Here is a 25,854-nt window from a genome sequence, read left to right as displayed (position 1 = left end):
CGTTCAACTGCAGCCGAGGCTGGTACGGGTCTCTCGGCCAGTGATTGGGTTGGTTCCTGAGGCCACAGCGCAGAGACTTTTCAGTTGATCACCTCGCATCGGCACATCGGTGAAGTCGGCTCCGCTGATGGTGACGTCCTTGAAACGCGTGTTGAACGCAAAGGCCCCTTCCAGAATGGCGTCGGAGAGATCAGTTCCGGTGAGAACTGCCGCATCCAGGGTGGCCTCGCGTAAATCGGTACCGCTGAGATCGGCATCCTGAAGCTTGGCTCCGTAGAGGCTGGCCCCTCTCAGATCAGACCCGGACAGGTTTGCTTCGCGCAGGTTGCTGAGATTGAAGGTCGCCCCGCGTAGATCACGGTCGGAATAGTCCGCTCCGATCAACACCTGCTTGGCCACATCCATGGCGGCATCAACAGTTGATGCGGCGCTGAGCATTAAGGGAATGATCAGCACCAAAGCGGTAAGAAGAGACAGCGCGGTACGTCTCATGGGGACGATCAGAGTCAACTGGACCCTAGGCGGATTGGATCAAAGCTTCCGGGAGGCCGCAGGCCATTCGGGCTCCACCGCCGCCGAGGGGTGGCTCATCGCTGTAGGTGTCACCTCCGCTGTGAAGGATCAGAGCATGGCCTTGAAGGTCTGAAAGGTTCAGGCGTGGTGCCACCACTGGTTCCGTCGTCCGCCCGTCAGGGGAGACGATCAAGCGGCTGAGGTCCCCGCGATGGCCATCGCCGAAGGGTCCGAGATGGCGTCCGGTGTTGTCGGGATCCCAGTGACCGCCAGCACCCAGGCCTGCCACCGACACCCCTTGTTGCAAACCGGGTTGGCAGCTGCCGTTTTCGTGAAGGTGGAAACCGTATTCACCGGGTTTGAGACCGGTGAGGTTCGCTTCGATCACCAAGCCGTCATCGCTGTCCAGAGCCGTCACGGTGCCGATGCTCTGGCCGACACCTTCTGGACTGATGCTGTGTAGGCTGATCACCTCGGCATGGACGGGAATGGCGTTGCCCGTGATGGCGAGAGCCAGGGCGAACAGCATTGCCAGAAACCCTTTCATCAACCTGCAAACCGGTTATCGAATCATCTTGAAGCAGAAGCCCAGCGCACTGCGTTGCTGCAGAGAGGATTCAGCAAACATTCAATCCCTCAAGCGTTGTCGGCATCGTCCTGGGCCGGCCAGACCCGCACCACAGCCAGGGCAACCAGGATGCCGAGGGACACATCCACGAAGCGTGTGGCAGCCGTCATCCAAACCGCGCCTTGATCCGGTGATGTGACCACCACCGTGAGTGCGATGGCTCCAAAGCGGAAGGCACTGGGATGCAGGCGTATCAGGCTGCAGATCAGTCCCAGTACGGCAACGACCAGGGCGTAACTGATCAGACCGTGGGGTGTCAGGGAGATTTGAATCGCGGCGATCGTGACTCCGAAAAAGGTCCCCAGCAAGCGGCGACGGGCGACGACAGCCGCGCCGTCAAAAGCGTCGAGAGAGCAGACGATGGCTGAAATCGGTGCCCAGAACGCCTCCGGCAGCTGCAACAACCTGGCCAGGGTCAGCGAAAGCACGGCCGCTACGGCGGTTTGTAGCGGTGCGTTGATCCAGGTGGGCAGTGATCGTCGAGCCATCTGACGGTCATGGCTGAGCTCACGATGGCGCGCTCCGACAAGTCAGGGGAACGCTGTCGTCCAGTTGCCTTCGCTTTGTGCGATGACCCACACGTACCAACTTGGCCAGCAGGCGGAACGCCATGCCGCTGCGCTGCTGCATCAGCGGGGTTGGATGGTTCTGAATCGCAACTGGCGCTGCCGATGGGGCGAGTTGGATCTGGTGCTCCTCAAAGGCTCCAGGCTGTTGGTGGTGGAGGTGAAGGGCCGCTCCGCCCGTGATCGAGACAGAGGTGGGCTGGACGCTTTTGGCGCGTACAAACGCCGCAAACTGGCTCGCGCCATCAGTTGCTGGCGTGCCGATCATCCCGAGCATGCGCATCAGATGTTGCAGGTGGTGTTGGCGCTGGTACCGCTCAATCGGCGTATGGCACCTGTTCGTTGGCTGGCGGTGGATCACCTTGGCTGAGGAGCACGGCTGAGGCCTGAAGCTGATGCACAGTTGAGGCATGAGCTTCTCCGGCCATACCGCCCGCAAGCGTTTCGGTCAGCACTGGCTTCGGGATGCTGCGGTGCTTGATCGCATCCTTGAGGCGGCGGATCTGCATCCCCAGGATCGGGTGCTGGAGGTAGGACCTGGTCGTGGAGCGCTCACCATGCGCCTGCTCCGGTCCCCGGCGGCAGCGGTTCATGCCGTGGAGCTCGATCGAGATCTCGTGGCCGGTCTGCGTGAGCAATTCGCGGACGATCCACGCTTTTCCCTGTCGCAGGGGGATGTACTGAAGCAGCCTCTGGACCTGCCGGATCAGCGACCTGCCGACAAGGTTGTCGCCAACATCCCTTACAACATCACGGGACCCCTGTTGGAGCGTTTGGTTGGTCGTCTGGACCGGCCAGCGGTTCAGCCCTATCAGCGCCTGGTGCTGTTGCTGCAGAAAGAGGTGGCGGAACGCATTCGTGCCAGGCCCGGTCAGAGCAGTTTCAGCGCCTTATCGGTCCGTATGCAGTTGCTGGCGACCTGTCGCAGCGTCTGCCCTGTCCCCCCGCGTTGCTTTCAGCCGCCTCCCCAGGTGCAGTCTGAGGTGATCACCATCGATCCATTCACCGCAGAACAGCGGCTTGCCCCAGCGCTGGCGCAGCGGGTGGAGTCTTTGCTGAAGATGGCCTTTCTCAGCCGCAGAAAAATGCTGCGCAACAGCCTGGCGACTCTGGCGGAGACGATCGATCTCGAAAATCTGGCCGCTGCTGCAGGTGTTGATCTGAAACAGCGGCCCCAGGAGGTTGCTCCACAGGCTTGGGTGGCGCTGGCGACGGGTTTGAATCACAGCGATGCATCAGCACCATGGTCATGAGCGCGATCACAGTGACGGCTCCAGCCAAGGTGAACCTGCATCTGGAAGTTCTGGGGCTTCGCTCCGATGGCTTTCACGAGTTGGCCATGGTGATGCAGAGCATCGATCTGGCGGACTGTCTCGAATTCCAGAACACGGCTGATGCCCAGCTCAGCCTCCGCTGCAATGAGCCCAGCCTCAGCATTGGCAACGACAACCTCGTGCTGAAGGCGGCTCACCTGCTGCGAGAGCGCTCTGGGTTCAACGAGCTCGGGGCCTCGATCCACCTTGAGAAACACATCCCCATCGGTGCTGGCTTGGCCGGGGGTTCGAGCGACGGTGCGGCGGCTCTCGTTGGCCTCAACCATCTCTGGGGACTGGGGCGCAGCCATGTCGAACTTGAGGAGTTGGCGGCGGAGCTCGGCTCCGACATGCCGTTCTGCATCCGCGGCGGCAGTCAGCTTTGCTTTGGGCGCGGCGAGCTGCTGGAAGTTCTGCCTTCCCCCACGGATCTAATGGCGGTGTTGTTGTTGAAGGATCCTGATGTGAGCGTCTCGACCCCCTGGGCCTATCAGCGCTGCCGCGACCTTCATGGCGAGAGCTACCTGCAGGGGGAGAGCGCCTTTGAGGAGCGACGCCAGGCCCTGAGAGAAGCGGCCTGGACCCGGCCGATCCAGACGGAACTGCCGCCACCCCTTCGCAACGATCTGCAAGCGGTGGTGGAACCGGAAACGCCCGCGGTTCAGAAGGCGTTGCAGCTGTTGCGCTCCCTGCCCGGGACCCTGGCGGTGGCGATGAGCGGCTCAGGACCCAGCTGTTTCGCCCTGTTCCCCGACTTGCCATCGAGTCAGCAGGCCAGGGATGCGTTGAAGACACATCTGGAGATCGCTGGACTCAGTGCCTGGTGCTGCCCGCTGCGGCTGTCCGGGGTGAGGATCGAACCATGACCACCGACGACGCCAAGATCACCCCAGAACCTAAGGATCCACGCAAAGGACCCCTGAGTTATCTGTCAGGAGCGCTCACCGCCGGACTGATCTCCTGGATGGTGTTCGGTTTCAGCAAGCGCATGGTGGTGTATTTCGCGATGCGTCCGCCTCACTTCAGTTCGCCGATCGCGCAGAACATTGCCGTCACCCTGAAGACCCTGCTAGTGGGATTGACGTTTCTTGCCACCTTCAGCAGTGGCTTTGTCGCCCTTGGTTTGACGTTGCTGTTTCTTCGCAGTCTCTTCACAAGGAGAACTGAAGAATCTGCCTAGCGTCTGCTCGTGGTCGGATGCCCCCTCATGACTCCCCACGATCTCGGACAGCTGGCACTGCTTCTTTCTCCAGCGATGCTGCTGTCGGTTCTGTTGCTGTTCACCTTCGCGGCCGGGGGGTGACTCTGCGGCGACTGAGATAGCTTGGCCGCTCACCCCGGGCTGGCCGGGATCGCAGCGACGCCGTGGCAGGAACACTTCTCTTCAACGCCCTGCGGGAAGCCATCGACGAGGAGATGGCCCGCGACCCCCATGTCTGTGTGATGGGGGAGGACGTCGGTCACTACGGCGGCAGCTACAAGGTCACCAAGGATCTGTACGACAAGTACGGCGAACTTCGGGTCCTCGATACGCCGATCGCTGAGAACGCCTTCACAGGAATGGCCGTCGGCGCAGCCATGACCGGTCTCAGACCGATCGTTGAGGGAATGAACATGGGGTTTCTGCTGCTCGCCTTCAATCAGATCTCCAACAACATGGGGATGCTGCGCTACACGAGTGGCGGCAACTTCACGATTCCCACCGTCGTGCGTGGCCCCGGTGGTGTGGGCCGGCAGCTCGGTGCTGAGCACAGCCAGCGGCTTGAGGCCTATTTCCATGCCGTTCCCGGCATCAAGATCGTTGCCTGCAGCACCCCTACCAATGCCAAGGGGTTGATGAAAGCCGCCATCAGGGACAACAACCCTGTGCTGTTCTTTGAGCATGTGCTGCTCTACAACCTCAGCGAGGAACTGCCGGGAGGGGATTACACCTGCGCCCTCGATCAAGCGGATCTTGTCCAGGAGGGCCGTGATGTGACGATCCTCACCTACTCACGCATGCGCCATCACTGCCTCAAGGCAGTGGAGCAGTTGGAGGCCGACGGCATCAGCGTTGAGCTGATCGATCTGATCAGCCTCAAGCCTTTCGACATGGAGACCATTGCCCGCTCGATTCGCAAGACCCATCGGGTGATTGTTGTGGAGGAATGCATGAAAACCGGCGGGATCGGTGCCGAACTGATCGCCTTGATCACCGAGCAATGCTTCGACGACCTCGATGCCCGACCCATTCGTTTGTCCAGCCAGGACATTCCAACGCCCTACAACGGCAAACTCGAAAATCTGACGATCATTCAGCCCCATCAAATCGTTGAAGCGGCTCAGCAAATCGTGAACAAGGGACTCTGAAGCGATGGCTCGTCAGCAGGGCTGGTTCGCCCTTGTACTCGCTCTCGCCATCGCGGCGGCGGCGCTGCTGTTCACCTCTCCCCTCCAGCTCGGCCTGGATCTTCGGGGCGGCAGTCAGATCACCGTTGAGGTTCAACCGGCCGGGGAGATCAAGCGGGTTGTCCCCGAGCAGATGGAGGCCGTGAAGCTGGTGCTGGATCGGCGGGTGAATGGTCTCGGTGTGGCGGAATCGACGCTTCAGACGGTTGGTGAAAACCAACTGGTGCTGCAGCTCCCCGGCGAGCAGGATCCTAGTCGCGCTGCCCGCATTCTCGGAAGCACAGCTCTGCTGGAATTCCGTGCTCTCAAGCTTGGCGCTGAACAGGACTTCAAGAGTCTGCGGCAACTGCGTGCTCAGACAAAAGCCATCCTTCGCCTGCGCGCGGATCAGGCCAAACGAGGAGAGCTCTCCGATCAATCAGGCCTTGATCTTGAGGAGCTGGCGGAAGCTCAGAAGCTGTTTGGTCTGGAGGGAGCCTCCGGAACGGAAACCGAGCAGCTCGAGCAGCTGCTCGCCAAGGTCAACGATGCGATCGTGGAGCTCTATGAGCCAGCGGCTCTCACCGGCAAGGATCTGGTGACAGCGGGCCGTCAGCCCCTGCAGAGCAATCCCAACAGCTGGGAGGTGACGCTCGGCTTCAACAGCGCTGGAGCTGAGGCCTTCGCCGAGCTCACGAAGTCGATCGCCGGCACTGGAAGGCTTCTGGGAATTGTTCTTGATGGTCGCTCGATCAGCGAGGCCAGCGTTGGACCCCAGTTCAAAGCCGCCGGCATCTCAGGTGGCTCCGCAAGCATCAGTGGCAACTTCACGGCCGAAGAGGCTCGGGAGCTCGAGGTGCAACTCCGGGGTGGTTCGCTGCCACTGCCGGTGAAGGTGCTGGAAGTCCGCACCATCGGTCCCACCCTCGGCGCCGAGAACATCCGCCGCAGCCTGGTGGCTGCCCTGTCCGGCCTGGCTCTGGTGGCGGTATTCATGGTGCTTGCCTATCGCCTTCCAGGGGTCGTGGCGGTGATGGCTCTGAGCTTGTATTCCCTGTTCAATTTGGCGGTTTACGCCCTGATTCCGGTCACGCTGACGTTGCCGGGCATTGCTGGTTTCATCCTCAGCATTGGCATGGCCGTGGACGCCAATGTGCTGATCTTCGAGCGCATCAAGGATGAGCTGAGAAGCGGTAACACCCTGATTCGATCGATTGATACGGGCTTTTCTGAAGCCTTTTCCTCGATCGTTGATGGTCATCTCACCACCTTGATCAGTTGTGCCGCGCTCTTTTTCCTTGGAACTGGACTGGTGAAGGGTTTTGCAGCCACCCTCGGCATCGGTGTTCTGCTCAGCCTGTTCACAGCGCTCACCTGTACCCGAACCCTGTTGCGCTTTCTGATGAGCTACGCCGCTTTGCGCAAGCCGCTCAATTTCCTGCCATCGCGGCAGCTTCCTTCCCCATCCGTCTGAATTGATGGCTGTTTCTACGTCCGCAAGCGAAACGCCTTCGGGGCAGAGGCCCGTCTGGCCTCTAAGCAGCATGCGCGCGCGGGTCTGGATTGTCTCGGGTGTCGTTGTCCTCGTCAGCCTGATCGGGCTTGGACTGAGCTGGCGTGATGCCTCGATCGGGGCCCCCCTGCGCCCTGGTCTTGATTTCACCGGTGGCACCCAGATTCAGCTGGAGCGCGACTGCGGCGAGAGCTGCGCTGACCTGCGAGCGATTCAGGTGTCTGAGTTGTTGCGTGGTCTGGAGTTGCCGGAGGAGCCTGGCGAGCCACTGCCCAACCTCAGCGCACCGCGGGTGCAGTTGCTTGACGGTGGTACCTCGTTGCTGCTGCGTCTGCCCACGCTTTCGGCGGCCCAGGGGCAGGCGGTGATTGAAGCCGTCACCTCCGTCGCAGGTCCTTTCATCGCTGGCGGACAGTCTGTTGAAACCATCGGTCCCAGCCTTGGTGGGCAGCTTTTGCGCAGCAGCCTGATCTCCCTGCTGGTGGCCTTCGCTGGAATCGCCACCTACATCACGATCCGCTACGACCGTCGTTATGCCTTTCTGGCCCTGGTGGCCCTGGCCCACGATGTGATCATCGTCTGCGGTGTGTTCGCCTGGCTGGGGCTGCTGCTGCAGCTTGAGGTGGACAGCCTGTTTGCCGTTGCCCTGCTCACCATCGCCGGTTACTCCGTGAACGACACGGTGGTGGTGTTTGATCGGATCCGGGAGCGCAGCCGTCAGGATGTTGAGCTGACCCTGCGCCAACAGGTGGACCTGGCTGTCTCAGCCACCCTCACGCGCACGCTCTACACCAGCGGAACAACCTTGATGCCTCTTCTGGCCTTGATCTTCTTCGGTGGTTCCACCCTGTATTGGTTCGCGATTGCTCTGGCTCTTGGTGTGATTGTGGGCAGCTGGTCCAGCATTGCCCTGGCTCCATCTCTGCTCACTCTCTGGGAGCCCAGCAGTGACTGAGTCTTCATCGTCTTCTTCTCGGCGACGGTCGGCTCGATGGTTTCCGCTGCTGCTGGTGCTTCTGGCGTTCTGGGACCTCAGAACCGATCTGGCGCTGCTGATTGATCACTTCACCTTCACGAGCCTCAGCTTTGCCATGCGCTATCACCTGCTGGCGGTGATGGTGCTGTTGGGATCGGCATCGTTGTGGCGTCGCTATCGCTGATCAGGTTCTGAATCAGAGACCGAAGCAGGGTTTTTTTGATAACCAACCAGTTATTTCGATGATTGTCTCAACATCTTCATTAACCGTGCTCGCATTCTGTTGCGTTGGGATCGATTCTTTTCGATCTGGTCTGTCCTCCTGAATCCAAACCAAAGCACGCTGAAGGTTGCTGCAAAGCCTGTTGACAAGAGCAGGATGTTGATTGAGCTGGATGTTTCCATGAATGAGCTTTTTTGCGTCCTGAGAGTGCTCTATCCCCCTGCTTTGACCAACTTATGGCCGAACTCGTTGGTCAGCACCTGCCAGACCCGTTGTTTCTCATCTTCATTGAGTATTCCACTGTGATTGTTGGAGTTCCACCAGGAATCAAACAAATCCTCTGCTTCTTCATACAGCAGTTCTGAATCAATATTTTCCTGAAGCAGCTGGATCACAGCCTGCCGAAGCTCCTCGTAACGCGAGAAGTTGAAGATGACTTCCATCGATGAATCGTCCTGCCCTCAACCGAACCCACCGTATTGGAGCACCGGTTCATGCCCTGAGCTGTGCCTGCGCGTCTCCAGTCAGGAACAGCTGTCAGCTCCAGTGATCCATCAATTGCTCAACTACCACCTTCTGCATCAGAACCTGAAGCACCACCACCAGCGGCAGTGCCAGCAGGACTCCGGGAAGTCCCAGCAGGGCCCCAAGACTCAACTGGGCCATCAGAGCCACTGTCGGCAGCAGGTTCACTGTTTTTCTGAGCAGCAGAGGCGTCAGCAGAAAAGCCTCCAGGTTTTGCAGAACAAGGCGGAAGACCAGAACGCTCACCATCAGCTGGGGGGACTGCAACAGAGCGAGTCCCGTTGGCAGGAGGGTTGCGGCGGTGGGTCCGATGGTTGGAACAAAGGTGAGCAGACCGCACACCAGTGCACTGAGAAGAGCCAGAGGGGCCTGGAGCAGCACCAATCCAGCCCAGGTGAGAAGAAACACCGTGAGGGCAGACAGGGTCATCCCGCTCAACCAGCCGCCCAGTGCCTCACGGCAGTCGTCCAGAAGACTGACCACCTGTTGCCTGGCAGGGCGAGGAGACACGGCGATCAGCATCTCCCTGTGGGCTGTGGGATCAAGCGCCAGCAGCACGGCGAGAAGAGCCATCAGAAACGCCTGCACCATCGAATTCGCCGCACCGCCGGCAACACCGAGCAGCTGTGCTCCGATCGGTTGAAGTCTGCTGAGATTGACGTCGCCGCTGAGGCTGCCCTCCAGCTCCGATAAGCGGGGGGCGGCGCTCAGCAGTGAGGTGAGCTTTTCGACCAGCTGGGGCAGGTCCTCGCCAAGCTGCTGAATCTGCACCACCAGTTCCGGCAAAAGCAGCGTGGCCACAAAGGCTCCCGCCAGTGCAGAACCCAGCAACACCAGCACCAGTGCCTGGGGACGATTCAAGCGGCTGCGCTTCTGCAGTTGATGGATCAGCACATCCATCGCCACCGCGAGAACGATGGCGCCGAAGAACACCAGCAGAACCCATCGCAGATGCCAGATCAGCAGACCCAGAACCACGAAGCTCAGTGCAGCCAGCAACGTGCGTGCGTTCATGCGACCAGTCTCTTGGTCTTCCACCGGTCCAGCACGTCGTGGATCAGAACTTCTCGGATGAGCACCTGGAACACCACTGCCAGCGGCAGAGCCATCAGCAAGCCGATCGGCCCGAACACCACGGTGAAAATGAACTGGGCACCCAGGGTGAGACCGGGGAGCAGTTTCACCTGGTGATGCATCACCGAAGGTGTGATCAGGTAGCTCTCCAGGTTCTGGATCAGGATGTAGGCACCAAGAACGGCAGCAGCTTTCCAGGGAGCGTCAAGGATGGCGACGGCCATCGGGAACACAGTGCTGATCGTTGGCCCGACATTCGGGATCACGTTCAACAGTCCCGCCAGCAATGCGTTGGCCAGCACAAGTTTGACCCCCAGCAGTGACAGGGCCAAACCGCAGAGAACGGAGACGGCCAGCGAGCTGATCAGCACACCCACCATCCAGCTGCTCAATGCTTCGCCGCACTGCAGAAGGATCTGATGGGCTCGGCGGCGGTAGAAGGACGGCACCAGCTGGATGCAGGCATCTTTGTAGGCATGCGGTTGAACGCTCACCATCAGGGCGACCGCCACGGTGAACAGCAGCCGCAGTGCGGCATTGCCAACGTTGCCGGCCAGTCCGAGCAAGCCGATGAGTCCGGTGCTCACCCCGTTGGCAAGGGTTGAGCCGTCCGGAATCAGGGACTGGTTGTCGGGAATCAGCTGTTGCAGATCTGGCAGCGCGTCGTCGCCGTAAATGGAATCACTGATCCAATCAACGCTCCCGATGGCCATCGTCATCAGGGTGCGTGCTGCCTCCGGCAATTTTTGAAGCAGCACGCTGAATTCCTCGATGAACGGAGGAACAACAACGGCGGAACCGAGTGAGATCAGAGCGAGCAGGCCGAGAAGACAAACCAGCAGCGCTGTCGGCCTCGGCATCGGACGGCGTTCACGCAAGATGCCGACGAGCGTGCAGATGGCCATCGCCAGGACCACACCGGCGAACATCAACAAGACGACCTGGCGCAGGCTCCAGAGCAGAGCTGTGGCAGCAGCAAGTGCTGCCAGCGAGAGCCAGTTCGGCAGGGTCAACCGTCGGCGTCAGAGGTCTCGCCAGTCTGATCCTGATTTTGGTTCTGGGAGTAGCCAAGACCGTTAGCGGCGGCATAGCGCTGGGCGAAGCGCATAAACCGCTCGAAATCGTCTTCGGTCTTCCACGTGTAAGTGGCCTCGAGGGCGCTGGGCACGCCGTTCACGAACTTGCCGTTCACCTCACGGGTCACCATTTCTCCCTCTTCATCCACCATCCACATGCCGCCGATGTCTCCGAATGTTTCGGGAGCGAGGGCCTGGGGCTTCTCGAACACGAATGTGGCCTGGCCGGTCCGTCCGTCCCGGCTGCGGGTGAGTCGAATGTCCGGAACCACAGGCTCATCGATGCCCCGGAAGAACTGGATGGAGGCAGCGCTGGATGAATCGCTCATCAGCCTCGTGCAAGAAGCGGGATCTTAATCACAGAGTTCCGAGAATCGGCTGCTGATCATCCGGTCCGCCGCCTGTTCGGCGCTGAGTCCGCTGACGTCCAGGTTCTGGCGCTCCGGCGCGCGTTCCAGCTCTCGGTCGTAACAGCGGTCGTAGTAATCGAGGGTTGCCCGGCAGGCTGTGGCCCAGTCCTCCTCGGCGATCGCCCTGAGGGCCTGATCGGTTCGCTGGGGCCCAAGTCGTCGGCTGATTCTCTGGGTTGCGGCGGCCAGTGCTTCTCCGCCCTGCTGTCCGTACACCTCGACAAGTTGTTGCACCCGTTCCTCCAGCCTTCGGCGAATTTCAAAGACGGGAGCACGTTTCATCTGGCGGAACAGGCTCGCCGGTATGCGGCAGCAGCCCACCTGCACGCTTTCTGCCTCAAGCCAGATGGTTTGGGCACCCCGCCGCCGCAGCTGATGAAGCGCTTCCGCCAGCAGGTTCTCGTAGTGCTCCGTGCTCGGCTGAGGCGGTTGTCCCAGTCCTCCGAAACTGCTGCCACGGTGGTTGGCGAGTCCTTCGAGGTCCACGACGGCGATGCCTCGATCCCGCAGCGCCAGGAGCAGATCGGTCTTGCCGGTGCCGGTTCTGCCGCCGAGCAGTCTCAAGGGCCAGTCCAGGTCGAACTGTTCGAGGACCCAGCGGCGATAGGCCTTGTATCCACCCTCGAGAATCACCGGCTCGAGATCCAGAAGCTGGGCCAGCCAGGCGATGCTGGCTGAGCGCATGCCGCCGCGCCAGCAGTAGATCCTTGGAGGACCGCTGTTGCGGTGCTCCTCCAACGCCGATGCCAGGCTGCTCAATTTCGGTCCGGTGAGGGCCAGACCGAGATGAACGGCGCTTTCGCGCCCTTTCTTTTTGAAGGTGGTGCCCACCTCCGCACGCTCAGCATCACTGAACAATGGAAGATTGATCGAGCCAGGCCAGTGCCCCTTGGCATATTCCATGGGGCTCCTCACATCGAGCACCACCCCGGGCAGTTCCCGCAGCTGCTCGATTGGTCGGCGGATCTCGTCTCCCATGCCTGACATAGTGGGCGAACGCCGTGCCAGTCAGGGCCGGTTGCGATTCATGCTCTCCGGTTCCTCACCCTCCACCGTTCTCAGCACCGAGCAGCTCCTGGACCGGTTCGCCAGCGGCACTGCGCGGCAGCGTCGCGGTTTGATTTCCACGGTGGAGAAGCGTGCTGTTGATTTGGCATCTCTAGGCGGATCGCTGCTGGAACGTTTCGATCGCCAGGGGGATGACTGGTCTGTCGGCTGGGTTCTTCAGGTGCTGCAGCGCCACACTCCCGGAGAGCTGTCGGAACTGCTTGCGGCCTGGCCCGATGGTTGGTTCATCACCGAGTCTTCCGTCGGCATTGATTACGCCCCACTGCAGCGTGATCTCCTGCAAGAGAACTATGAAGCCGCCGATCGGTTCACCAGTGCCGTGCTCAGGCAGCTAGCCGGTGCTCAGGCTGAGCAGCGTGGATATGTGTACTTCAGCGAGGTTCCTGCCATGGCAGGGCTGGATCTGACCAGCATGGATCGTCTCTGGTGTGCCTACTCGCAAGGACGATTCGGTTTCACGATTCAGGCCCGATTGCTTGAAGCTCTGGATGGCCGATATGAGCAGCTCTGGCCTCGCATCGGCTGGAAAGAGAATGGCGTTTGGACCCGCTACCCAAGGGCCTTCACCTGGTCCATCAAAGCTCCGGAGGGACACATGCCCCTCGTGAATCAATTGCGTGGCGTGCGTTTGATGGATGCCTTGCTCCAGCACCCTGCTCTGGTGGCGCGTCGGTCGGAACCCAGATGATCACGGCGTCTGTGCAGATCCAACAGACCCGTTAAGTTCGAGAAAGGTCCCGGTGGCACCGGATGGTTTCTGTCCCCCAGATCGCCAGATTCCGTTGGGCAGATTTCATCCTTCCCTCCACCCTGCAGCTCTCTCCTCTGCTGGAGATTCTGATCGAGCCTGTTGGCTGCCTGACCACCTGTCAGCGGGTTCAGCTCGGCCTGCATGAAGCCCTGGTGAATGCAGTGCGGCATGGCAATAGTGAAGACCCAGAGAAGCGGTTGCGGGTGCGTCGCATCCTCACGCCGAACTGGTTGGTCTGGCAGGTTCAGGATGAAGGCTCTGGCCTCCCTCATGAAGCACGCCAACCAGCGCTACCGGAGCAGATGGATGCTCTCAGTGGTCGTGGTTTGTTTCTGATTCATCAGTGCTTCGACGATGTGCGCTGGAGCCGTCGCGGCAACCGGCTGCAGCTGGCCTGTCGCCGTCCGATCAGTGGCGCGGGCAGCCAGGATCCTTGAGGTCGCCACCGATCCAGCCGAGCGCCTGACGGGTCAGCTGTTCCACTTCTGTGCCAGCGCCATTGCTGATCAGTTGGGTCAGGGCCGCTGCCAGGAGTTCCGCTGCCCTGCGATCACGGTTGCTTTTCAGCTGATGCCACTGCCGGTCCCCGATGCGAAGGCTCTGATGCAGGTCCCTGGAGAGTCCCTGGGACTCTTCCGGCCACTCTGTTGGACGTGCAGTCATTCCATCGGTTCGAAACACTTCTAGTTTCAGTTCAGCGGTCCGCTGCAGGGATGAATCGACAAAGCAATCGAGCTGGTCGTCCTCTCAAGTGGCTGCATGGTGTTTCCCATCTGATCCAACAAGGGCAACGCCAAAGTCAGAGTGGGAAGAGCGGTTCCACCGTTGCTGAGAGACGTTGGAAACAACGCCGTGCAACCGGAAGAAGGTTGCTTGAGATGGAACCCAAGGGTTGGGACCTCCCCGATGTCAAAGGAGCTCGATTGTGGAAACTGTTGCGTTGGGGAGGAGCAGGGTTCGGTTTGGCCTGGTGGTTAGCCAGGCTCTGAAACCCTGCAACCTGGAAGCCTTACTCCACAACAACAAGGGAGACTGGCCGCTCGGAGCTGGCTTCGCTCAGAGGTGGATAGGCGCGCTCGGGAGCCCGGGGAAGACCCTGTCCACGCAGCCATGCGTGGTGGAGAGCACGTCGACGTCGATCTTCGGCAAGCACAAGACGATCTGCTGCTGATCGAGGACTTTCACCTGGAAGAACAGCTGTTCTCAGGCAAATGCCGAAACCATGAGCTTCAACCTGGACGTGGCCTTCCATGAAAACGATCTGGAAGAGCCAACCCTGCAGCCACCGAACCCGGAAGGGATTGGTCATGAAGCCCTTCTTGGAACGCGCTCACCCTATGGCGCCAGGGGAAGGGTGCAAGCCGTGCTGTCAGGGAATCCCGTTCAGAGCTCTTGTGGAAGCGGCTTTCTGGCCGTCCAGATGCGAGTCATGAAATGGGATTCGGCTTGAACCGCATCGAAGCCGGCATCTCGCAGCCTGGTGTCGATGTCATCGCCGATGTAATCCCGGTAGTAGGGCTCATGGAACACACGGCGGAAATTATCCAGAGCTGTGTCGAACTGGGGGGAATCGGCGAGCTGAACGGAATCGGCAAGAACCATCACCCCGCCTGGCTCTAGGACCCGATAGCACTCGTTGAGGACGTTCTGACGCGCCTTGGCAGGCAATTCATGCAGCAGGAAGACGCAGGTCACTCCCTGAAGGCCTCCGTCTGCGAACGGCAGGGTTTCGGCGTTGCCCCGCAAGAGTTGAGCAAGCGTTTCATTGCCGTTGTTGAGCCAACGATTGGCCTGGCGCAGATACGCCGCGGAGAGATCAAGGCCGATCAGCTCCGCATGGGGCAACGCACGACGAACCTGCTGCAGCGTGCGTCCCGTTCCGGTTGCCACATCCAGGATGCGCAGGGAGGAGGGTGATCGATCGGAGAAATGGCGCAGTCCCCGTTTCAGAGGCGCCAGGACACGCCTGCGCATGGCATCGGCTGAACCGTTGAACAGGATCTCCACCTGCAGGTCGTACAGCGCCGCTGAGTGGTCGCTCAGATAGCCGTCGGTCTGGTGGTGGAAGTTCTGGAGGTAATAGTCCGGGTAAAGCTCCGGATCGGTTGCATCGGGGAGGTCATGGACATTGCGCTCGCGACGTCGATCCCAGGTGGATGGCAAATCAAGCCACACCAGCGGATAACGACTGGCCCAGTCGATCCAGGGAGCTTCAAACAGCAACTCCGTGGGGTAAACACCCTGCTCGGCGTCCGCCCAGTCCCGCTCCTGCAGCGAAGCCATCGACTGCCTCAGGGCATTCATCATGCCGGCTGAGACCTTTTCGGTTTTGGGGACGGTTTCAGGCGCCACCAGCTCCATCACTTTGGTGCTGAGCTCCTTGTGAGCGAGTCCGGCAATGCTCCTTCCCTGCTGAAGGGTCTGATACGCGAGCTTGCCCAGGGAATTCGCCATGGCCGATTGAAACCAGGGTCTATTTCACCAAAAAAGCCCGCTCTCCGGAGGGAAAGCGGGCCTGTTCGATCAGAAACGGTGCGATTTTGACGTGATCAAGCGTCGTAATACATCGTGAATTCGTGGGGATGGGGGCGCTGGCGCAGCTGCTGAACCTCTTCGTATTTCAGGTCGATCCAGTTGTCGATGAAGTCATCGCTGAACACACCGCCCTCAGTCAGGAACTGACGGTCCTGATCGAGAGCTTCAAGAGCACCATTGAGAGATGGTGGAACTGTGGAGATGGATTTCAGCTCCTCAGCGGGGAGTTCGAACAGATCCTTGTCGAATCCATCTCCCGGATCCATCTGGTTCTTGATGCCGTCGATGCCGGCCATCATCATCGCGCTGAAGGCCAGGTAGGGGTTGGCGAGGGCATCGCCTGAGCGGAACTCCAGACGTTTGGCCTTGGGGCTTGGTCCAGTCAGTGGAATCCGGACAGCAGCGGAGCGGTTGCCCTCGGAATAAACCAGATTCACAGGAGCTTCGAATCCCGGCACCAATCGCTTGTAGCTGTTGGTGGTTGGGTTGGTGAAAGCCAGGAAGGCGGGAGCATGGCGCAGGATGCCGCCGATGTACCAACGAGCTGTCTGTGACAGGTTGGCGTAGGTGCCCTCTCCGAAGAACAGTGGCTGGCCACCCTTCCAGAGACTCTGGTGAACGTGCATGCCGGTGCCGTTGTCGTTGAAGACCGGCTTTGGCATGAATGTGGCCGTTTTTCCGTATTTCTTGGCGACATTGCGCACGACGTACTTGTACGTCATGACGTTGTCCGCAGCCTCGATCAGCTGAGCGAACTTCATGCCGAGTTCGTGTTGTCCGGCACCGGCCACCTCATGGTGGTGCTTCTCGATGGGGACTCCCAGGGCGCCCATGGTGCTGAGCATCTCCGAGCGGATGTCCTGGGCGGTGTCGTTCGGGGCGACGGGGAAATAGCCCTCCTTCAGCTGAATCTTGTAGGCGAGGTTTCCTCCCTCTTCGATGCGGCCCGTGTTCCAGGGGGCTTCGATCGTGTCGACGCTGTAGAAAGAGCCTCCCTCACTGGAGTTGTAACGAACGTCGTCGAACAGGAAGAATTCAGGCTCCGGTCCGAAGAAGGCGGTGTCGGCCAGTCCGGTGGAGTTCAGATAGTCGAGAGCGCGCTGCGCCAGGGAGCGGGGGCAGCGGTCATAGGGCTCGCCGCTGCGTGGTTCCCCGATCGAGCAGATCATGCTCAGGGTTTTGTGGCGGTAGAAGGGGTCGACCCATGCTGAGGCAGGGTCGGGGATCATCGCCATGTCCGAGGCGTTGATGGCCTTCCAGCCCCTGATCGAAGAGCCGTCAAAAGCAAGTCCTTCAGTGAAGGACTCCTCCTCGATCATGTCCGTGCACACTGTCAGGTGCTGCCATTTGCCGTGGAGATCGGCAAATTTCAGGTCAACGAACTCGATGCCATCGTCCTTGATCTGACGAAGGACGTCCTGAGGTGTTTTGGACATGGAAAAGCTTTCGCCGATGGGGCGTGTTTAACGGGACCGTAAAGATCCCGATGCGTCCACTTTGTATCACTAGGCACCCTTCCAGTCCGTCATCCACCTGGTTCGATCCGTTCCAGTTTCATCCGTAACCGTTTCTGTCAACTTCGCTGAATCTCAGCCGCACTGAGGCTTTTCGCTTGTTCAGCGGTGTTACCTTCCGCGAAGGGAGTGTCTGGAGACCCCAGCGAATGCGTGATGCCATCACCGGGCTGATCGGTCGATATGACCAGCTTGGCCGATACCTCGACCGGCAGGCACTCGACAGCATCGAGACCTACCTCGACGAATCCGTTGTCCGCATTGCGGCGGTCGAACTGATCAACCGAGAAGCTGCTGAAATCGTCCGTGAGGCCAGTCAGCGCCTTTTTCAGGATGAACCCGAGCTTCTTCTGCCGGGCGGTAACGCCTACACAACCCGCAGGCTGGCGGCTTGTTTGCGGGACATGGACTATTTCCTGCGGTATGCGAGTTACGCCCTGATCGCGGGTGACAGCACGATCCTCAACGAGCGGGTCCTGAACGGTTTGGATGACACATACAAGAGCCTTGGAGTGCCGACCGGCCCAACCGTTCGCAGCATTGCGCTGCTCGGAGAGGTTGTAATCGAGCGATTGCAGTCCGGTGGCATAGGGTCCGATCGTCTTGCCCCTGTTCGGCAGCCGTTTGATCACATGGTTCGCGGTCTGGCTGAGACCAACGTTCGGCAGCGTTGAAGCCGATCCGCTGAATCAGAGCGTTTCAAAGGGGCCACGAACTTCTCCGATGGCGTTGCGACTGCGTAGGCTCATCGGCCAGATGTCTCGTTCCGGGTCTTGGTGACGAACGCTTCCTTCTCAGTCGACAACCGTCACCGGGAGGCCCTGGCGCCGATCGCTACACCAGACAGGCTGTTGCTGGGCCCTGGCCCATCCAATGCCCACCCAACCGTGCTGGAAGCCCTGGCCCGCACGCCGATCGGCCACCTGGATCCGCTTTATGTGGACCTGATGAGTGAGGTGCAGGAGCTTCTCCGCTACGCCTGGCAGACCGACAACCGCCTCACTCTTCCCATGAGCGGCACTGGCAGTGCCGCGATGGAAGCCACCCTCGCCAACACAATCGAACCCGGTGACAAGGTTCTCGTGGCGATCAAGGGATACTTCGGTCTGCGCCTCGCCGACATGGCCGGTCGCTACCGCGCCGATGTCAGAACCATTGAGAAGCCCTGGGGAGAATGGTTCAGCCTCGATGAACTGGAGGCGGCACTGATCGAGCATCGCCCCACCATGCTGGCACTGGTGCATGCAGAAACATCGACCGGCGTCTGCCAGCCGATGGAGGGCGTGGGTGATCTCTGCCGTAAGCACGATTGCCTGCTCCTCCTGGACACCGTCACGTCACTGGGGGGCGTGCCCCTGTACATCGATGACTGGAAGGTGGATCTGGCCTACAGCTGCAGCCAGAAAGGTCTTAGTTGTCCTCCCGGTCTTGGGCCTTTCACCATGGGGCCCCGGGCCGAGGAAAAGATGAGTGCCCGCAAGGACAAGGTCCCCAACTGGTACCTGGACGTGTCCCTCTTGAACAAGTATTGGGGAAGTGATCGCGTGTATCACCACACAGCCCCGGTGAATATGAACTTCGGTATGCGTGAAGCTCTGCGTCTTCTGGCCGAGGAAGGTCTGGAGAATGCCTGGGCGAGGCATCGGCGCAATGCCGAGGCGCTTTGGACAGGTCTTGAAAACCTTGGGTTGTCAATGCTGGTTCCAGAAGATCGCCGTCTGCCAACCCTCACGACCGTGCGGATTCCTGAAGGAGTGGATGGCAAGGCTTTCAGCCTGCACCTGCTCAATCAGCACGGCATCGAAGTGGGTGGAGGACTTGGCGTGCTGGCCGGCAAGATCTGGAGAATCGGCCTGATGGGCTACAACTCCACACCGGAGAATGTCGACCGTCTTTTGAATCTGTTCGAAACAGAGCTGCCACGCTTCAGCGGCTCCCTTGCCGCCGCTGCCTGAACCAGTCCTCCAGCAGCCGTCGCGCCTCCTCCTCCAGAACACCGCCGATCACCGTCATTCGGTGGTGTGCACTGCGATGGGACGAAAGATCGATTGTTCCGCCAAGGGCTCCTCGTTTGAGGTCATGGGCCGCAAAGATCACCGTTCCCATCCGGGCCTGAACCAGTGCTCCGGCACACATGGGACATGGCTCAAGCGTGACCATCAGGGTGCAACTGTTGAAACGCCAGTCCCCCTGCAGCACGGATGCCTGACGCAGGGCCACCAGTTCGGCATGTCCCAGAGGGTCCTGATGCTGTTGGCGGCGGTTGCGGCCATGGCCGATGCATCGCCCCTCAGCGTCCAGAATCAAGGCGCTGACTGGAATCTCACCGGTCTGACCCACCTCTCTGGCCCTTTCCAGGAGGATCTGCATCCAGCGCTTCTGCTCAGATCCGTTCATCGCCTTATGCCAACACCTCCCGTTCCATTTCACACGTGAACAGGGTTCCACCCGAACGTGCGGTCCCACGGGACGCAAGGATTGGGTCACTCCAGCCCAGGCCGTTGCACTCCGGTTCGCCGCTGCTGCCCCTATCCCATGAGCTGGATCCGTTCGCCTCCCCGGAGGCATTCGATCCTGGGCTTCAGGATTTTCTGCATCAGGCAAGTGATCTGCTTTGTCACTGGCTTGCGGAGGCCTCCGGGCGCTCGCCCCTGCCATTGGTGCGGCGGCAGCCTGACATTGCGCCTGGCCTGATCGGCGCTGACAGCCGGCAGTTGCTGTCTGATCTGCAACTGGTGATGGAGGGGGCCTTTCAGCCGTCCCATCCCGGTGCCCTGGCCCATCTCGATCCACCCCCGCTGACGGCATCGATCGCGGCTGAGCTGATCTGTGCTGGGCTGAACAACAACCTGCTGGCCGAGGAACTCTCCCCGGGGCTCAGTGATCTCGAGCGGCAGCTCTGCCGCTGGTTCGCGTTGCGGCTTGGACTTCCCGATTCGGGAGGTGGTGTGCTGGCCTCTGGAGGCACCCTCAGCAACCTGATGGGTCTCCTGGTGGCCCGTGATCGCTTGCCTGAACAGGACCGACAGCAGGGCGTGGTGATCTGCAGTGCTGATGCCCACGTGTCGCTGCTGAAATCCACGCGGGTGATGGGACTTCCCGCCGATGGGCTGCAGCAGCTGCCCGTTGACGACGCAGGCTGCATGCCGCCCGCGTTGCTGGAGCAGGCACTGCGGGGGCTTGAGCAGGCAGGCCGTCCCTGCATCGCGGTTGTGGCCACGGCCGGAACAACCGTGCGCGGAGCTGTGGATCCGCTCGTGGCCATGGCGGCTGTCTGCAGACGGCACAACGTTTGGCTGCATGTTGATGCCGCCATCGGTGGTGTTTTTGCTCTTGCGGGGACAACAGCTCCCTTGATGGATGGCATCGGGCTGGCCGACTCCATCACTCTCAATCCACAGAAGTTGCTGGGCATCACCAAGGCGTCGTCCCTGTTGCTGCTGAGCGACCTCTCCTTGCTGAAGGGCACGTTTGCCACGGGGCTGCCTTACATGGACACGGCTGTTGGAGATCACCATGGCGGTGAGGCCGGTCTTCAGGGCACACGGCCCGCTGAAATCCTCAAGCTCTGGCTAGGCCTGCGCCAGCTTGGTGAATCCGGGATTCAGCAGCTATTGCAGGCCGCCCTCGACCGCCGCAACAGCGTCTGTCGGCGGCTGAATGCTGAACAGTTCGACGTTCTCAGCGGGAACCTGCATCTCCTGGCCGTGCGCCCGAGCGACCTGCAGGGGGCGGACAGCGATCTCTGGTGCGAGACAACCCGACGAACCTTGTTGCAGCAGGGTTTCATGCTCTCGCGACCCCACTACGAGCGTGGCCACTGTCTCAAGGCGGTGTTCGGCAACCCACATACCAGTGAGGAGCATCTCGCCAGGCTCTCCGATCTGATCAACAGCTCGGTGGAACGATGAGCGGTTCGCAGCGCCCCCGGTGGATTGCCATCGTCACAGGCGTGATTTCGATCCTGATCGGTGTGGTTTATCTCCTGCTGATCACGATCCTCGATGCCCGTGGCCCCATGCGTCCTCCCCCTCCCGAGGCCCTGGCCGAGGCGGTAGCTGACGCTCCTTCGGTCGCTGAAGCGGTTCCACTACCTGACGCATCGCCATCTCCAGAAAGCGTTTGAGGGAGGCATCTCGACGGTTCAGATCGAACTGCTTTTGAACCACATCACGCATGCCGCCATCGCCCCAGTCCTGGTCCTGCTCGAAGAAGAGGACGAAACTTCTGCCGGCCACGCGGGTGAGCCAGGCGGCGGTCACCGCCTGAATCGCCCTGCCGACGAGAAGAGTCGGAAGACTGAGGCTGAGTGCCGTGCCGATCACGCTCATGGCACCTTTCAGCAGTCCCAGACCCGCCAGGGTCCGGCCCAGGGACACGGCCAGTTCCCGTGCCCGCTGCTTCGACAGCTCGATGCCGTAGACACCCGCCAACTCGAGCACCATCTGGGCGTTGACTGCAGCAGTGCCAAGCAGGTCGACACCGGGAAGGGGATTGGCGGCCACAACGCCAGCGCCGATCCAGGAATAGCGGTCGATGCAGGCCTGAGCCTCGATGCGACGTTGCTGATTGAGCAGATCTCTGCCTCGTTCATCGAGGTGGCGGCATTGCAACAGGATGTTGTCGGCGATCAGCTCCTCGCCCTCCGAATGGAGAACGATCGCCAGCCGTTGCAACAGATCACCCACATCAGGTTCCGGTTGAAAGGGCTTCATTCCCGGCCGGGGGACCGACTGGGGGGCTGCGCTGCAGGCCACCACGTCGTCCTCTGAGATCAGCCCGTTGCAGCGCGAACGCAGCAGATTGAGCAGACGGCGTTCCTCGTCCACGCCGCGCAGATCCTTCTTGTTCAGAACCAGCAGAAGCCGTTTGCCGAGATCGGCGATCGACCGGATCACGCTGAGTTCCGAGGCGCGTAGGTCGCCATCCACCAGCACCACCAGCAGATCCGCCCGGATGGCACGCCGACGAGCAGCCTCCTCGCGGCTCAGCCCTTCGCGGCCCGCTTCCAGAATTCCGGGGGTGTCGACCAACTGGAGGCTGCGGTTCAGTCCCTGCAGGCGGAGGCGATAGCTCTGACTGCTGCGGGTGGTTCCCATGGCAGCGCCCGTCTCGCCCACCATCTCTTTCAGCAAGGCCCGGATGAGGGAGGTTTTGCCGCTCGATCCCGTGCCGAAGACCACCACCACCAGGTCACCGCGGGTGAGTTCCTCCTCAACCTTCTCCCGCTCCTGGCGGAGACCCTCCCGGCTCACCTCATCGGAGAGTCGCTCCAGCAGCTGATCGATGTTCTCAAGACTGCGACTGGCGGCCTGACGGCGATCCTTGGGTTGCTCCACCTCGCTGCTGACGGAGCTCCGTTGCTGGCTGCGTTGCCGTTTCCAGCTGCGCCACCAGGGCCAACCCACCTGGTAAACGAACACTGCGATCAGGGCGAGGCCAAGCAGCAGCACAGGGGTCAGCAGCCAGGTCGGCAGGAAATAGCTGAGATCCCAGAGCAGGGTTCGGATGGCCTGCAGGACAGCTCCGAGCACCACCAAGGCCAGGAGAGCGCCTGCGAGGCCAATCAGCAGCCGGGTGCGTGGTTTCAAGAGGCTTCGACGCTGCCGCGACCCGCTGCGCGAATGATGTCGCCCCAGAGAGCAGCCGCCAGGGCGCTTGAACTAGCTGTGGCGCTGTTGTCGTCGTTGCCGAGCCAGATGCCCATCACCCAGTGACGGGAGGGTTCGTATCCGATGAACAGCAGGTCACGTCCATCGTTGGTGGTGCCTGTCTTGCCACCTTCCTGCCCCCCTAGAAACGCCCCTCGCCCTGTTCCGCTGCGCACCACGGTGCGCATCAGGGACTGCATCGTTTTGGCGGTTTCCGGCTTGATCGCGCGCCGGGCCGCGTTGAGGCTGTTGCTGCCTGTCGCCGTCAGGCTGCGGCAGTTGCTGGCCTTGTCTTGGTTGCAGGTTTCCGCGTCCACCAGCCGTCGGATCGTGGTGGGGGGATGCCACAGCCCGTTGTTGGCGACAGCTGCGTAGGCGCTGGTGAGCTCAATCAGTCGCACTTCGCTCTGACCGAGGGCCAGTCCAGGCACGGGGTCCAGCGGCGTGGTGATGCCGAGGGCTCTGGCCTGACGGACCACCTGTTCCAGACCGACGCGCTGGGCCAGGCGCAGGGCCGCCGTGTTGTTGCTGAAGGCAAAGGCACTGAGCAAACTGAGCTGTCCCTGACAGTCGCTCTCGAAGCGCTGACCACCCCATTCCAGCCGTTCGCAGTTCAGCGGGGCCGCTGGCTTGATCCCACGCTCAAGGGCTGCCAGGTAAACCATCAACTTGAAGGTGCTCCCGGGCTGGCGCAGGGCCATGGTTGCCCTGTTGAACTGGCTGAAGCGGTAGTCCCGTCCACCGCTGATGGCCAGAACTCCACCGTTGCGGCTGTCGAGAACCACCGCAGCTCCCTCTGTCACACCAAGTCCTGAACTGGATTTGAGCAGGTCCCGCAGCTGTCGTTCCACCACCGCCTGCAGCACCGGATCGAGGTAGGTCTCAATCAGGAAATTGCCTTCCTTGGCCACCTCTGGCCCCACCAGTTCCTTGAGGTCCCGTCGGACCTGGTCGCTGTAAAAGGGTGCGCTTCCCCGGCTCACCCTGCTGCAGGCCTTGGCTTCGAGTTGGATCGGGCTTCTGCGGGCCTGGCGGGCTTGATCGAGGCTGAGTCGTCCTTCATCCGCCATCTTGTTGAGCACAAGATTGCGGGCTTCCAGGGCCCGCTGGGGGAATCGGCAGGGATCGTGGCCGTTGGGGGACGGAAGCAGGCCAACCAGGAGTGCCGACTGTTCCACATTGAGCTCGGCGGCGGAGGTGTCGAAATAGAAGCGGGCTGCATCCTCGAAACCAAATCCCACGCCGAGGTAAACCCGGTTGAGGTAGCTCAGCAGCAACTCCGATTTGCTGAAGCGGCTCTCGAGCTGCAGAGCCACCAGCAGCTCGCGCCACTTGCGTTCGAGCGTGTCGCCCTGACCAACCAGGTCGGGGTACAGGCTTCTGGCCAGCTGCTGGGTGAGGGTGCTGCCTCCCTCGAGAACCTCGCCGCCGGAGATGTTGGTGAACAGGGCACGCAGGGTGCCGATGGCGTCGATTCCTGGATGCCACCAGAAGCGGTTGTCCTCGCTGGCCAGCAGGGCGTTGATCAGGCTCGGAGAAAAATCATTGAGCGTCGCGAGTTCACGATGGCGTTGTGAGTCGACGGATTTGATCGGTTGATTCTTCCGGTCGTAGATCGCGATCGGGCCCTGCACGGTGGCCAGGCGTCCCCGGACCGGCACGCTCACATTCGCCAGCAAAAGCAGGATTCCGCCTGCGGTGAGAGCGGTCGCCAGCAGGCCGCCCGTGGCGATCGCCAGCCGCCTGGATCGCCGCTGGCGTGGATGCAGGAATTCGAGGCTGGGTGCTCCGGGCTCAGACGCGGGCGCCAGTGCGATCCGATCCCCGTCCTGCAGCTCAAGCTCCTGGACCCGTCGACCACGCCACCAGAGCCCATTGGTTGACCCTTGATCGATCAGCATCCATCTACGACCGCGCTGCTGCAGCACGGCATGCAAGCGACTGATGGCGCGATGCACGAGCGGTATCTCCAGCTGCTCGTCGCGCCCCAGCCTGTAGCCCTCGCCATGCAGGGAGATGCTTCGGTCGTCATGGTCCAGCTGATGGATGACCAGCAGCGGCACCTTGGCCTCGGATCGACGATCAGCCGCTGCAGGGTCAGCCACGGCGCGGGTTCTCCCTTGTGCTCAGTAAATCGAGGCCAAAACACAGAACCGCCAGGTTGATGGCGATGTCGGCTGCATTGAAAACCGGAAAGTCGATCGGAACGAGGGCAAGAAAGTCGACGACGTACCCCAACCGCCAGCGGTCCAGGCCGTTTCCGATGGTGCCGCCAAGCAGAAAGGCCACAGCCATTCCCTGCCACAGGGTCAGGCGCCGCTGTCTCCACAGCCAAGCCACGACAACAACCGCCACCATCAGGCTCAGAAGACCGAGCAGCAGGGTTGATCCCGTCAGCAGGCTGAAGGCGGCGCCGGTGTTGAACACCAGCCTGAAATCCAGAAGACCCGGGACAGCCTTGATCGTGCCTCCATCGGCCAGTGCTGAGGCCATCCAGTGTTTGCTGAGCTGGTCCACGAGAACAACAATCGCTGCCAGGGAGAGCACCCCGAGACGTCCCAACGATCGATCGCTCATCCTTCGATTAGCAGGAGACGACGGATCAGGACAGCCAGCAGTCCAATCGTGATGCAGAGCAGCACCTGGGCTGGCAAAGGCCCCAGCGAGTACTGCATGACGAGTTGGTGAAGAGGCATGCTCCACCGACCGAAGAGTTGCCCGACGCCGAGATTCAGCAATCCGCAGATTTGCAGGCTGAGCAGTCCGGCGAGGGCAGCACCGGTCTGGGCAGGGAGATCTCCCATGCCGGGTTGTTGACTGAGACGACCCGTCAGCCAAGCCGCAGGAACGAATCCTGCTAGATAGCCAAATCCTGGGTCCGCCAGGTAGTTGACGCCTCCGCCTCCATGAAAAACCTGAAGGTCCATCAGCCCAAGGCTGAGATAGGCCACCGAAGCAATCACACCTGCCCGAGGGCCGCAGACCAGGGCGCAGAGCAACAGCGCAGGGACCTGCCAGGTGGCTGGCAGCGAAATGAGATGGGGAGGCAGGGGCACCATGATGGCGGCAGGCAGCAGGCCTCCGATCAGGATCAGCAGCAACCCAGCCAGTGCACCGCTCCAGGTGGCGAGAGCCCGCACCGGTCTTGTTC

Annotated in this window: 31 protein-coding genes; 14 read left to right on the top strand and 17 right to left on the bottom strand. The window is 61.0% G+C overall.

Annotated elements, in window-relative coordinates; all coding sequences use genetic code 11:
- Nucleotides 1-3: 3 nt before the first annotated feature.
- The 3 genes from SYN9616_RS0105400 to SYN9616_RS0105390 all read right to left on the bottom strand — a co-directional run bounded on the left by SYN9616_RS0105400 (nt 4) and on the right by SYN9616_RS0105390 (nt 1,629).
- On the bottom strand, nt 4-492 hold the full coding sequence (locus tag SYN9616_RS0105400; RefSeq protein ID WP_028952214.1) for a pentapeptide repeat-containing protein: 489 nt from the start codon (nt 490-492) through the stop codon (nt 4-6).
- A gap of 25 nt (nt 493-517) precedes the next feature.
- Nucleotides 518-1,060, bottom strand: a complete 543-nt coding sequence (gene sodC, locus SYN9616_RS0105395) for a superoxide dismutase family protein (protein ID WP_028952213.1) — start codon at nt 1,058-1,060, stop codon at nt 518-520.
- Between the two features lie 89 nt (nt 1,061-1,149).
- On the bottom strand, nt 1,150-1,629 hold the full coding sequence (locus SYN9616_RS0105390; RefSeq protein WP_071991420.1) for an aromatic acid exporter family protein: 480 nt from the start codon (nt 1,627-1,629) through the stop codon (nt 1,150-1,152).
- Between the two features lie 82 nt (nt 1,630-1,711).
- On the opposite strand from SYN9616_RS0105390, the gene SYN9616_RS0105385 reads away from it, so the two are divergent.
- The 8 genes from SYN9616_RS0105385 to SYN9616_RS0105345 all read left to right on the top strand — a co-directional run bounded on the left by SYN9616_RS0105385 (nt 1,712) and on the right by SYN9616_RS0105345 (nt 8,060).
- A complete protein-coding gene (locus SYN9616_RS0105385; protein ID WP_028952211.1) occupies nt 1,712-2,077 on the top strand; it encodes a YraN family protein in 366 nt (121 codons plus the stop codon).
- 40 nt (nt 2,078-2,117) lie between these two features.
- Nucleotides 2,118-2,960: a 16S rRNA (adenine(1518)-N(6)/adenine(1519)-N(6))-dimethyltransferase RsmA gene (gene rsmA / locus SYN9616_RS0105380; protein ID WP_028952210.1), complete on the top strand. Its 843-nt coding sequence runs from the start codon at nt 2,118-2,120 to the stop codon at nt 2,958-2,960.
- Nucleotides 2,957-3,886 (top strand): 4-(cytidine 5'-diphospho)-2-C-methyl-D-erythritol kinase, encoded by a 930-nt coding sequence (ispE, locus tag SYN9616_RS0105375; protein ID WP_028952209.1) that lies wholly within the window; start codon nt 2,957-2,959, stop codon nt 3,884-3,886. Before rsmA ends, ispE begins: the two co-directional genes overlap by 4 nt.
- Nucleotides 3,883-4,200, top strand: coding sequence for a DUF3082 domain-containing protein (locus SYN9616_RS0105370; RefSeq protein WP_028952208.1), 318 nt, complete (start codon nt 3,883-3,885; stop codon nt 4,198-4,200). The genes ispE and SYN9616_RS0105370 overlap by 4 nt, the downstream gene beginning before the upstream one ends.
- Nucleotides 4,201-4,385: 185 nt before the next feature.
- Nucleotides 4,386-5,369 (top strand): pyruvate dehydrogenase complex E1 component subunit beta, encoded by a 984-nt coding sequence (locus SYN9616_RS0105360; protein ID WP_028952207.1) that lies wholly within the window; start codon nt 4,386-4,388, stop codon nt 5,367-5,369.
- A 4-nt stretch (nt 5,370-5,373) separates the two neighbouring features.
- A complete protein-coding gene (secD, locus tag SYN9616_RS0105355) occupies nt 5,374-6,861 on the top strand; it encodes a protein translocase subunit SecD (RefSeq protein ID WP_028952206.1) in 1,488 nt (495 codons plus the stop codon).
- 4 nt (nt 6,862-6,865) lie between these two features.
- Entirely contained in the window at nt 6,866-7,855 is a 990-nt protein-coding gene (gene secF / locus SYN9616_RS0105350; RefSeq protein WP_028952205.1) for a protein translocase subunit SecF, read from the top strand.
- Nucleotides 7,848-8,060 carry a hypothetical protein gene (locus tag SYN9616_RS0105345; protein WP_028952204.1) on the top strand — a complete coding sequence of 71 codons (213 nt, stop codon included), beginning with the start codon at nt 7,848-7,850 and terminating at the stop codon, nt 8,058-8,060. The genes secF and SYN9616_RS0105345 overlap by 8 nt, the downstream gene beginning before the upstream one ends.
- A gap of 251 nt (nt 8,061-8,311) precedes the next feature.
- On the opposite strand, the gene SYN9616_RS0105340 is transcribed toward SYN9616_RS0105345, so the two are convergent.
- The 5 genes from SYN9616_RS0105340 to mnmH form a co-directional block, all read right to left on the bottom strand.
- Complete coding sequence (locus SYN9616_RS0105340; RefSeq protein WP_028952203.1) at nt 8,312-8,542, bottom strand: hypothetical protein; 231 nt, start codon at nt 8,540-8,542, stop codon at nt 8,312-8,314.
- 94 nt (nt 8,543-8,636) lie between these two features.
- Entirely contained in the window at nt 8,637-9,638 is a 1,002-nt protein-coding gene (locus tag SYN9616_RS0105335) for an AI-2E family transporter (protein WP_028952202.1), read from the bottom strand.
- Entirely contained in the window at nt 9,635-10,711 is a 1,077-nt protein-coding gene (locus tag SYN9616_RS0105330) for an AI-2E family transporter (protein WP_028952201.1), read from the bottom strand. Before SYN9616_RS0105330 ends, SYN9616_RS0105335 begins: the two co-directional genes overlap by 4 nt.
- Nucleotides 10,708-11,103: a photosystem II reaction center protein Psb28 gene (gene psb28, locus SYN9616_RS0105325; protein WP_028952200.1), complete on the bottom strand. Its 396-nt coding sequence runs from the start codon at nt 11,101-11,103 to the stop codon at nt 10,708-10,710. The genes SYN9616_RS0105330 and psb28 overlap by 4 nt, the downstream gene beginning before the upstream one ends.
- A gap of 24 nt (nt 11,104-11,127) precedes the next feature.
- Nucleotides 11,128-12,171, bottom strand: a complete 1,044-nt coding sequence (gene mnmH / locus SYN9616_RS0105320; RefSeq protein WP_028952199.1) for a tRNA 2-selenouridine(34) synthase MnmH — start codon at nt 12,169-12,171, stop codon at nt 11,128-11,130.
- 40 nt (nt 12,172-12,211) lie between these two features.
- Here mnmH and SYN9616_RS0105315 point away from each other — a divergent pair, with 40 nt between their 5' ends.
- Nucleotides 12,212-12,940, top strand: coding sequence for a GUN4 domain-containing protein (locus tag SYN9616_RS0105315; protein WP_028952198.1), 729 nt, complete (start codon nt 12,212-12,214; stop codon nt 12,938-12,940).
- Between the two features lie 62 nt (nt 12,941-13,002).
- Nucleotides 13,003-13,440 carry an ATP-binding protein gene (locus SYN9616_RS0105310; protein ID WP_028952197.1) on the top strand — a complete coding sequence of 146 codons (438 nt, stop codon included), beginning with the start codon at nt 13,003-13,005 and terminating at the stop codon, nt 13,438-13,440.
- On the opposite strand, the gene SYN9616_RS0105305 is transcribed toward SYN9616_RS0105310, so the two are convergent.
- Nucleotides 13,412-13,666 carry a DUF6439 family protein gene (locus SYN9616_RS0105305; RefSeq protein WP_028952196.1) on the bottom strand — a complete coding sequence of 85 codons (255 nt, stop codon included), beginning with the start codon at nt 13,664-13,666 and terminating at the stop codon, nt 13,412-13,414. The genes SYN9616_RS0105310 and SYN9616_RS0105305 overlap by 29 nt on opposite strands.
- Nucleotides 13,667-13,716: 50 nt before the next feature.
- Here SYN9616_RS0105305 and SYN9616_RS0105300 point away from each other — a divergent pair, with 50 nt between their 5' ends.
- A complete protein-coding gene (locus tag SYN9616_RS0105300) occupies nt 13,717-13,992 on the top strand; it encodes a hypothetical protein (RefSeq protein ID WP_028952195.1) in 276 nt (91 codons plus the stop codon).
- Between the two features lie 20 nt (nt 13,993-14,012).
- On the opposite strand, the gene SYN9616_RS0105295 is transcribed toward SYN9616_RS0105300, so the two are convergent.
- The 3 genes from SYN9616_RS0105295 to glnA all read right to left on the bottom strand — a co-directional run bounded on the left by SYN9616_RS0105295 (nt 14,013) and on the right by glnA (nt 16,974).
- Complete coding sequence (locus tag SYN9616_RS0105295) at nt 14,013-14,312, bottom strand: hypothetical protein (protein ID WP_028952194.1); 300 nt, start codon at nt 14,310-14,312, stop codon at nt 14,013-14,015.
- A 74-nt stretch (nt 14,313-14,386) separates the two neighbouring features.
- Nucleotides 14,387-15,457, bottom strand: a complete 1,071-nt coding sequence (locus tag SYN9616_RS0105290; protein WP_028952193.1) for a class I SAM-dependent methyltransferase — start codon at nt 15,455-15,457, stop codon at nt 14,387-14,389.
- A 95-nt stretch (nt 15,458-15,552) separates the two neighbouring features.
- On the bottom strand, nt 15,553-16,974 hold the full coding sequence (gene glnA / locus SYN9616_RS0105285) for a type I glutamate--ammonia ligase (RefSeq protein WP_028952192.1): 1,422 nt from the start codon (nt 16,972-16,974) through the stop codon (nt 15,553-15,555).
- 227 nt (nt 16,975-17,201) lie between these two features.
- On the opposite strand from glnA, the gene SYN9616_RS0105280 reads away from it, so the two are divergent.
- Together SYN9616_RS0105280 and SYN9616_RS0105275 are read left to right on the top strand one after the other, a co-directional pair.
- On the top strand, nt 17,202-17,726 hold the full coding sequence (locus SYN9616_RS0105280) for an allophycocyanin subunit beta (protein WP_028952191.1): 525 nt from the start codon (nt 17,202-17,204) through the stop codon (nt 17,724-17,726).
- 102 nt (nt 17,727-17,828) lie between these two features.
- Complete coding sequence (locus SYN9616_RS0105275; RefSeq protein ID WP_028952190.1) at nt 17,829-19,007, top strand: alanine--glyoxylate aminotransferase family protein; 1,179 nt, start codon at nt 17,829-17,831, stop codon at nt 19,005-19,007.
- On the opposite strand, the gene SYN9616_RS0105270 is transcribed toward SYN9616_RS0105275, so the two are convergent.
- Complete coding sequence (locus SYN9616_RS0105270; protein WP_028952189.1) at nt 18,979-19,449, bottom strand: nucleoside deaminase; 471 nt, start codon at nt 19,447-19,449, stop codon at nt 18,979-18,981. The two genes, SYN9616_RS0105275 and SYN9616_RS0105270, sit on opposite strands and share 29 nt — an antisense overlap.
- Before the next feature lie 104 nt (nt 19,450-19,553).
- On the opposite strand from SYN9616_RS0105270, the gene SYN9616_RS0105265 reads away from it, so the two are divergent.
- Complete coding sequence (locus SYN9616_RS0105265; protein WP_037990699.1) at nt 19,554-20,963, top strand: pyridoxal-dependent decarboxylase; 1,410 nt, start codon at nt 19,554-19,556, stop codon at nt 20,961-20,963.
- Nucleotides 20,964-21,044: 81 nt separating this feature from the next.
- Here the strand turns inward: SYN9616_RS0105265 and SYN9616_RS0105260 are convergent, their stop codons facing one another.
- Genes SYN9616_RS0105260 through SYN9616_RS0105245 form a run of 4 tightly spaced genes read right to left on the bottom strand, consistent with a single transcriptional unit; the run spans nt 21,045 to nt 25,843 of the window.
- Entirely contained in the window at nt 21,045-22,643 is a 1,599-nt protein-coding gene (locus tag SYN9616_RS0105260) for a YcjF family protein (RefSeq protein ID WP_028952187.1), read from the bottom strand.
- A complete protein-coding gene (locus tag SYN9616_RS0105255) occupies nt 22,640-24,808 on the bottom strand; it encodes a transglycosylase domain-containing protein (protein ID WP_028952186.1) in 2,169 nt (722 codons plus the stop codon). The genes SYN9616_RS0105260 and SYN9616_RS0105255 overlap by 4 nt, the downstream gene beginning before the upstream one ends.
- On the bottom strand, nt 24,801-25,280 hold the full coding sequence (lspA, locus tag SYN9616_RS0105250) for a signal peptidase II (protein WP_028952185.1): 480 nt from the start codon (nt 25,278-25,280) through the stop codon (nt 24,801-24,803). The genes SYN9616_RS0105255 and lspA overlap by 8 nt, the downstream gene beginning before the upstream one ends.
- On the bottom strand, nt 25,277-25,843 hold the full coding sequence (locus SYN9616_RS0105245) for a biotin transporter BioY (protein WP_028952184.1): 567 nt from the start codon (nt 25,841-25,843) through the stop codon (nt 25,277-25,279). The genes lspA and SYN9616_RS0105245 overlap by 4 nt, the downstream gene beginning before the upstream one ends.
- Nucleotides 25,844-25,854 lie beyond the last annotated feature (11 nt).

Source organism: Synechococcus sp. CC9616 (genome assembly GCF_000515235.1).
In the GTDB taxonomy this organism is placed as follows: domain Bacteria; phylum Cyanobacteriota; class Cyanobacteriia; order PCC-6307; family Cyanobiaceae; genus Parasynechococcus.
This window is presented reverse-complemented; position numbering and strand designations above follow the sequence as displayed.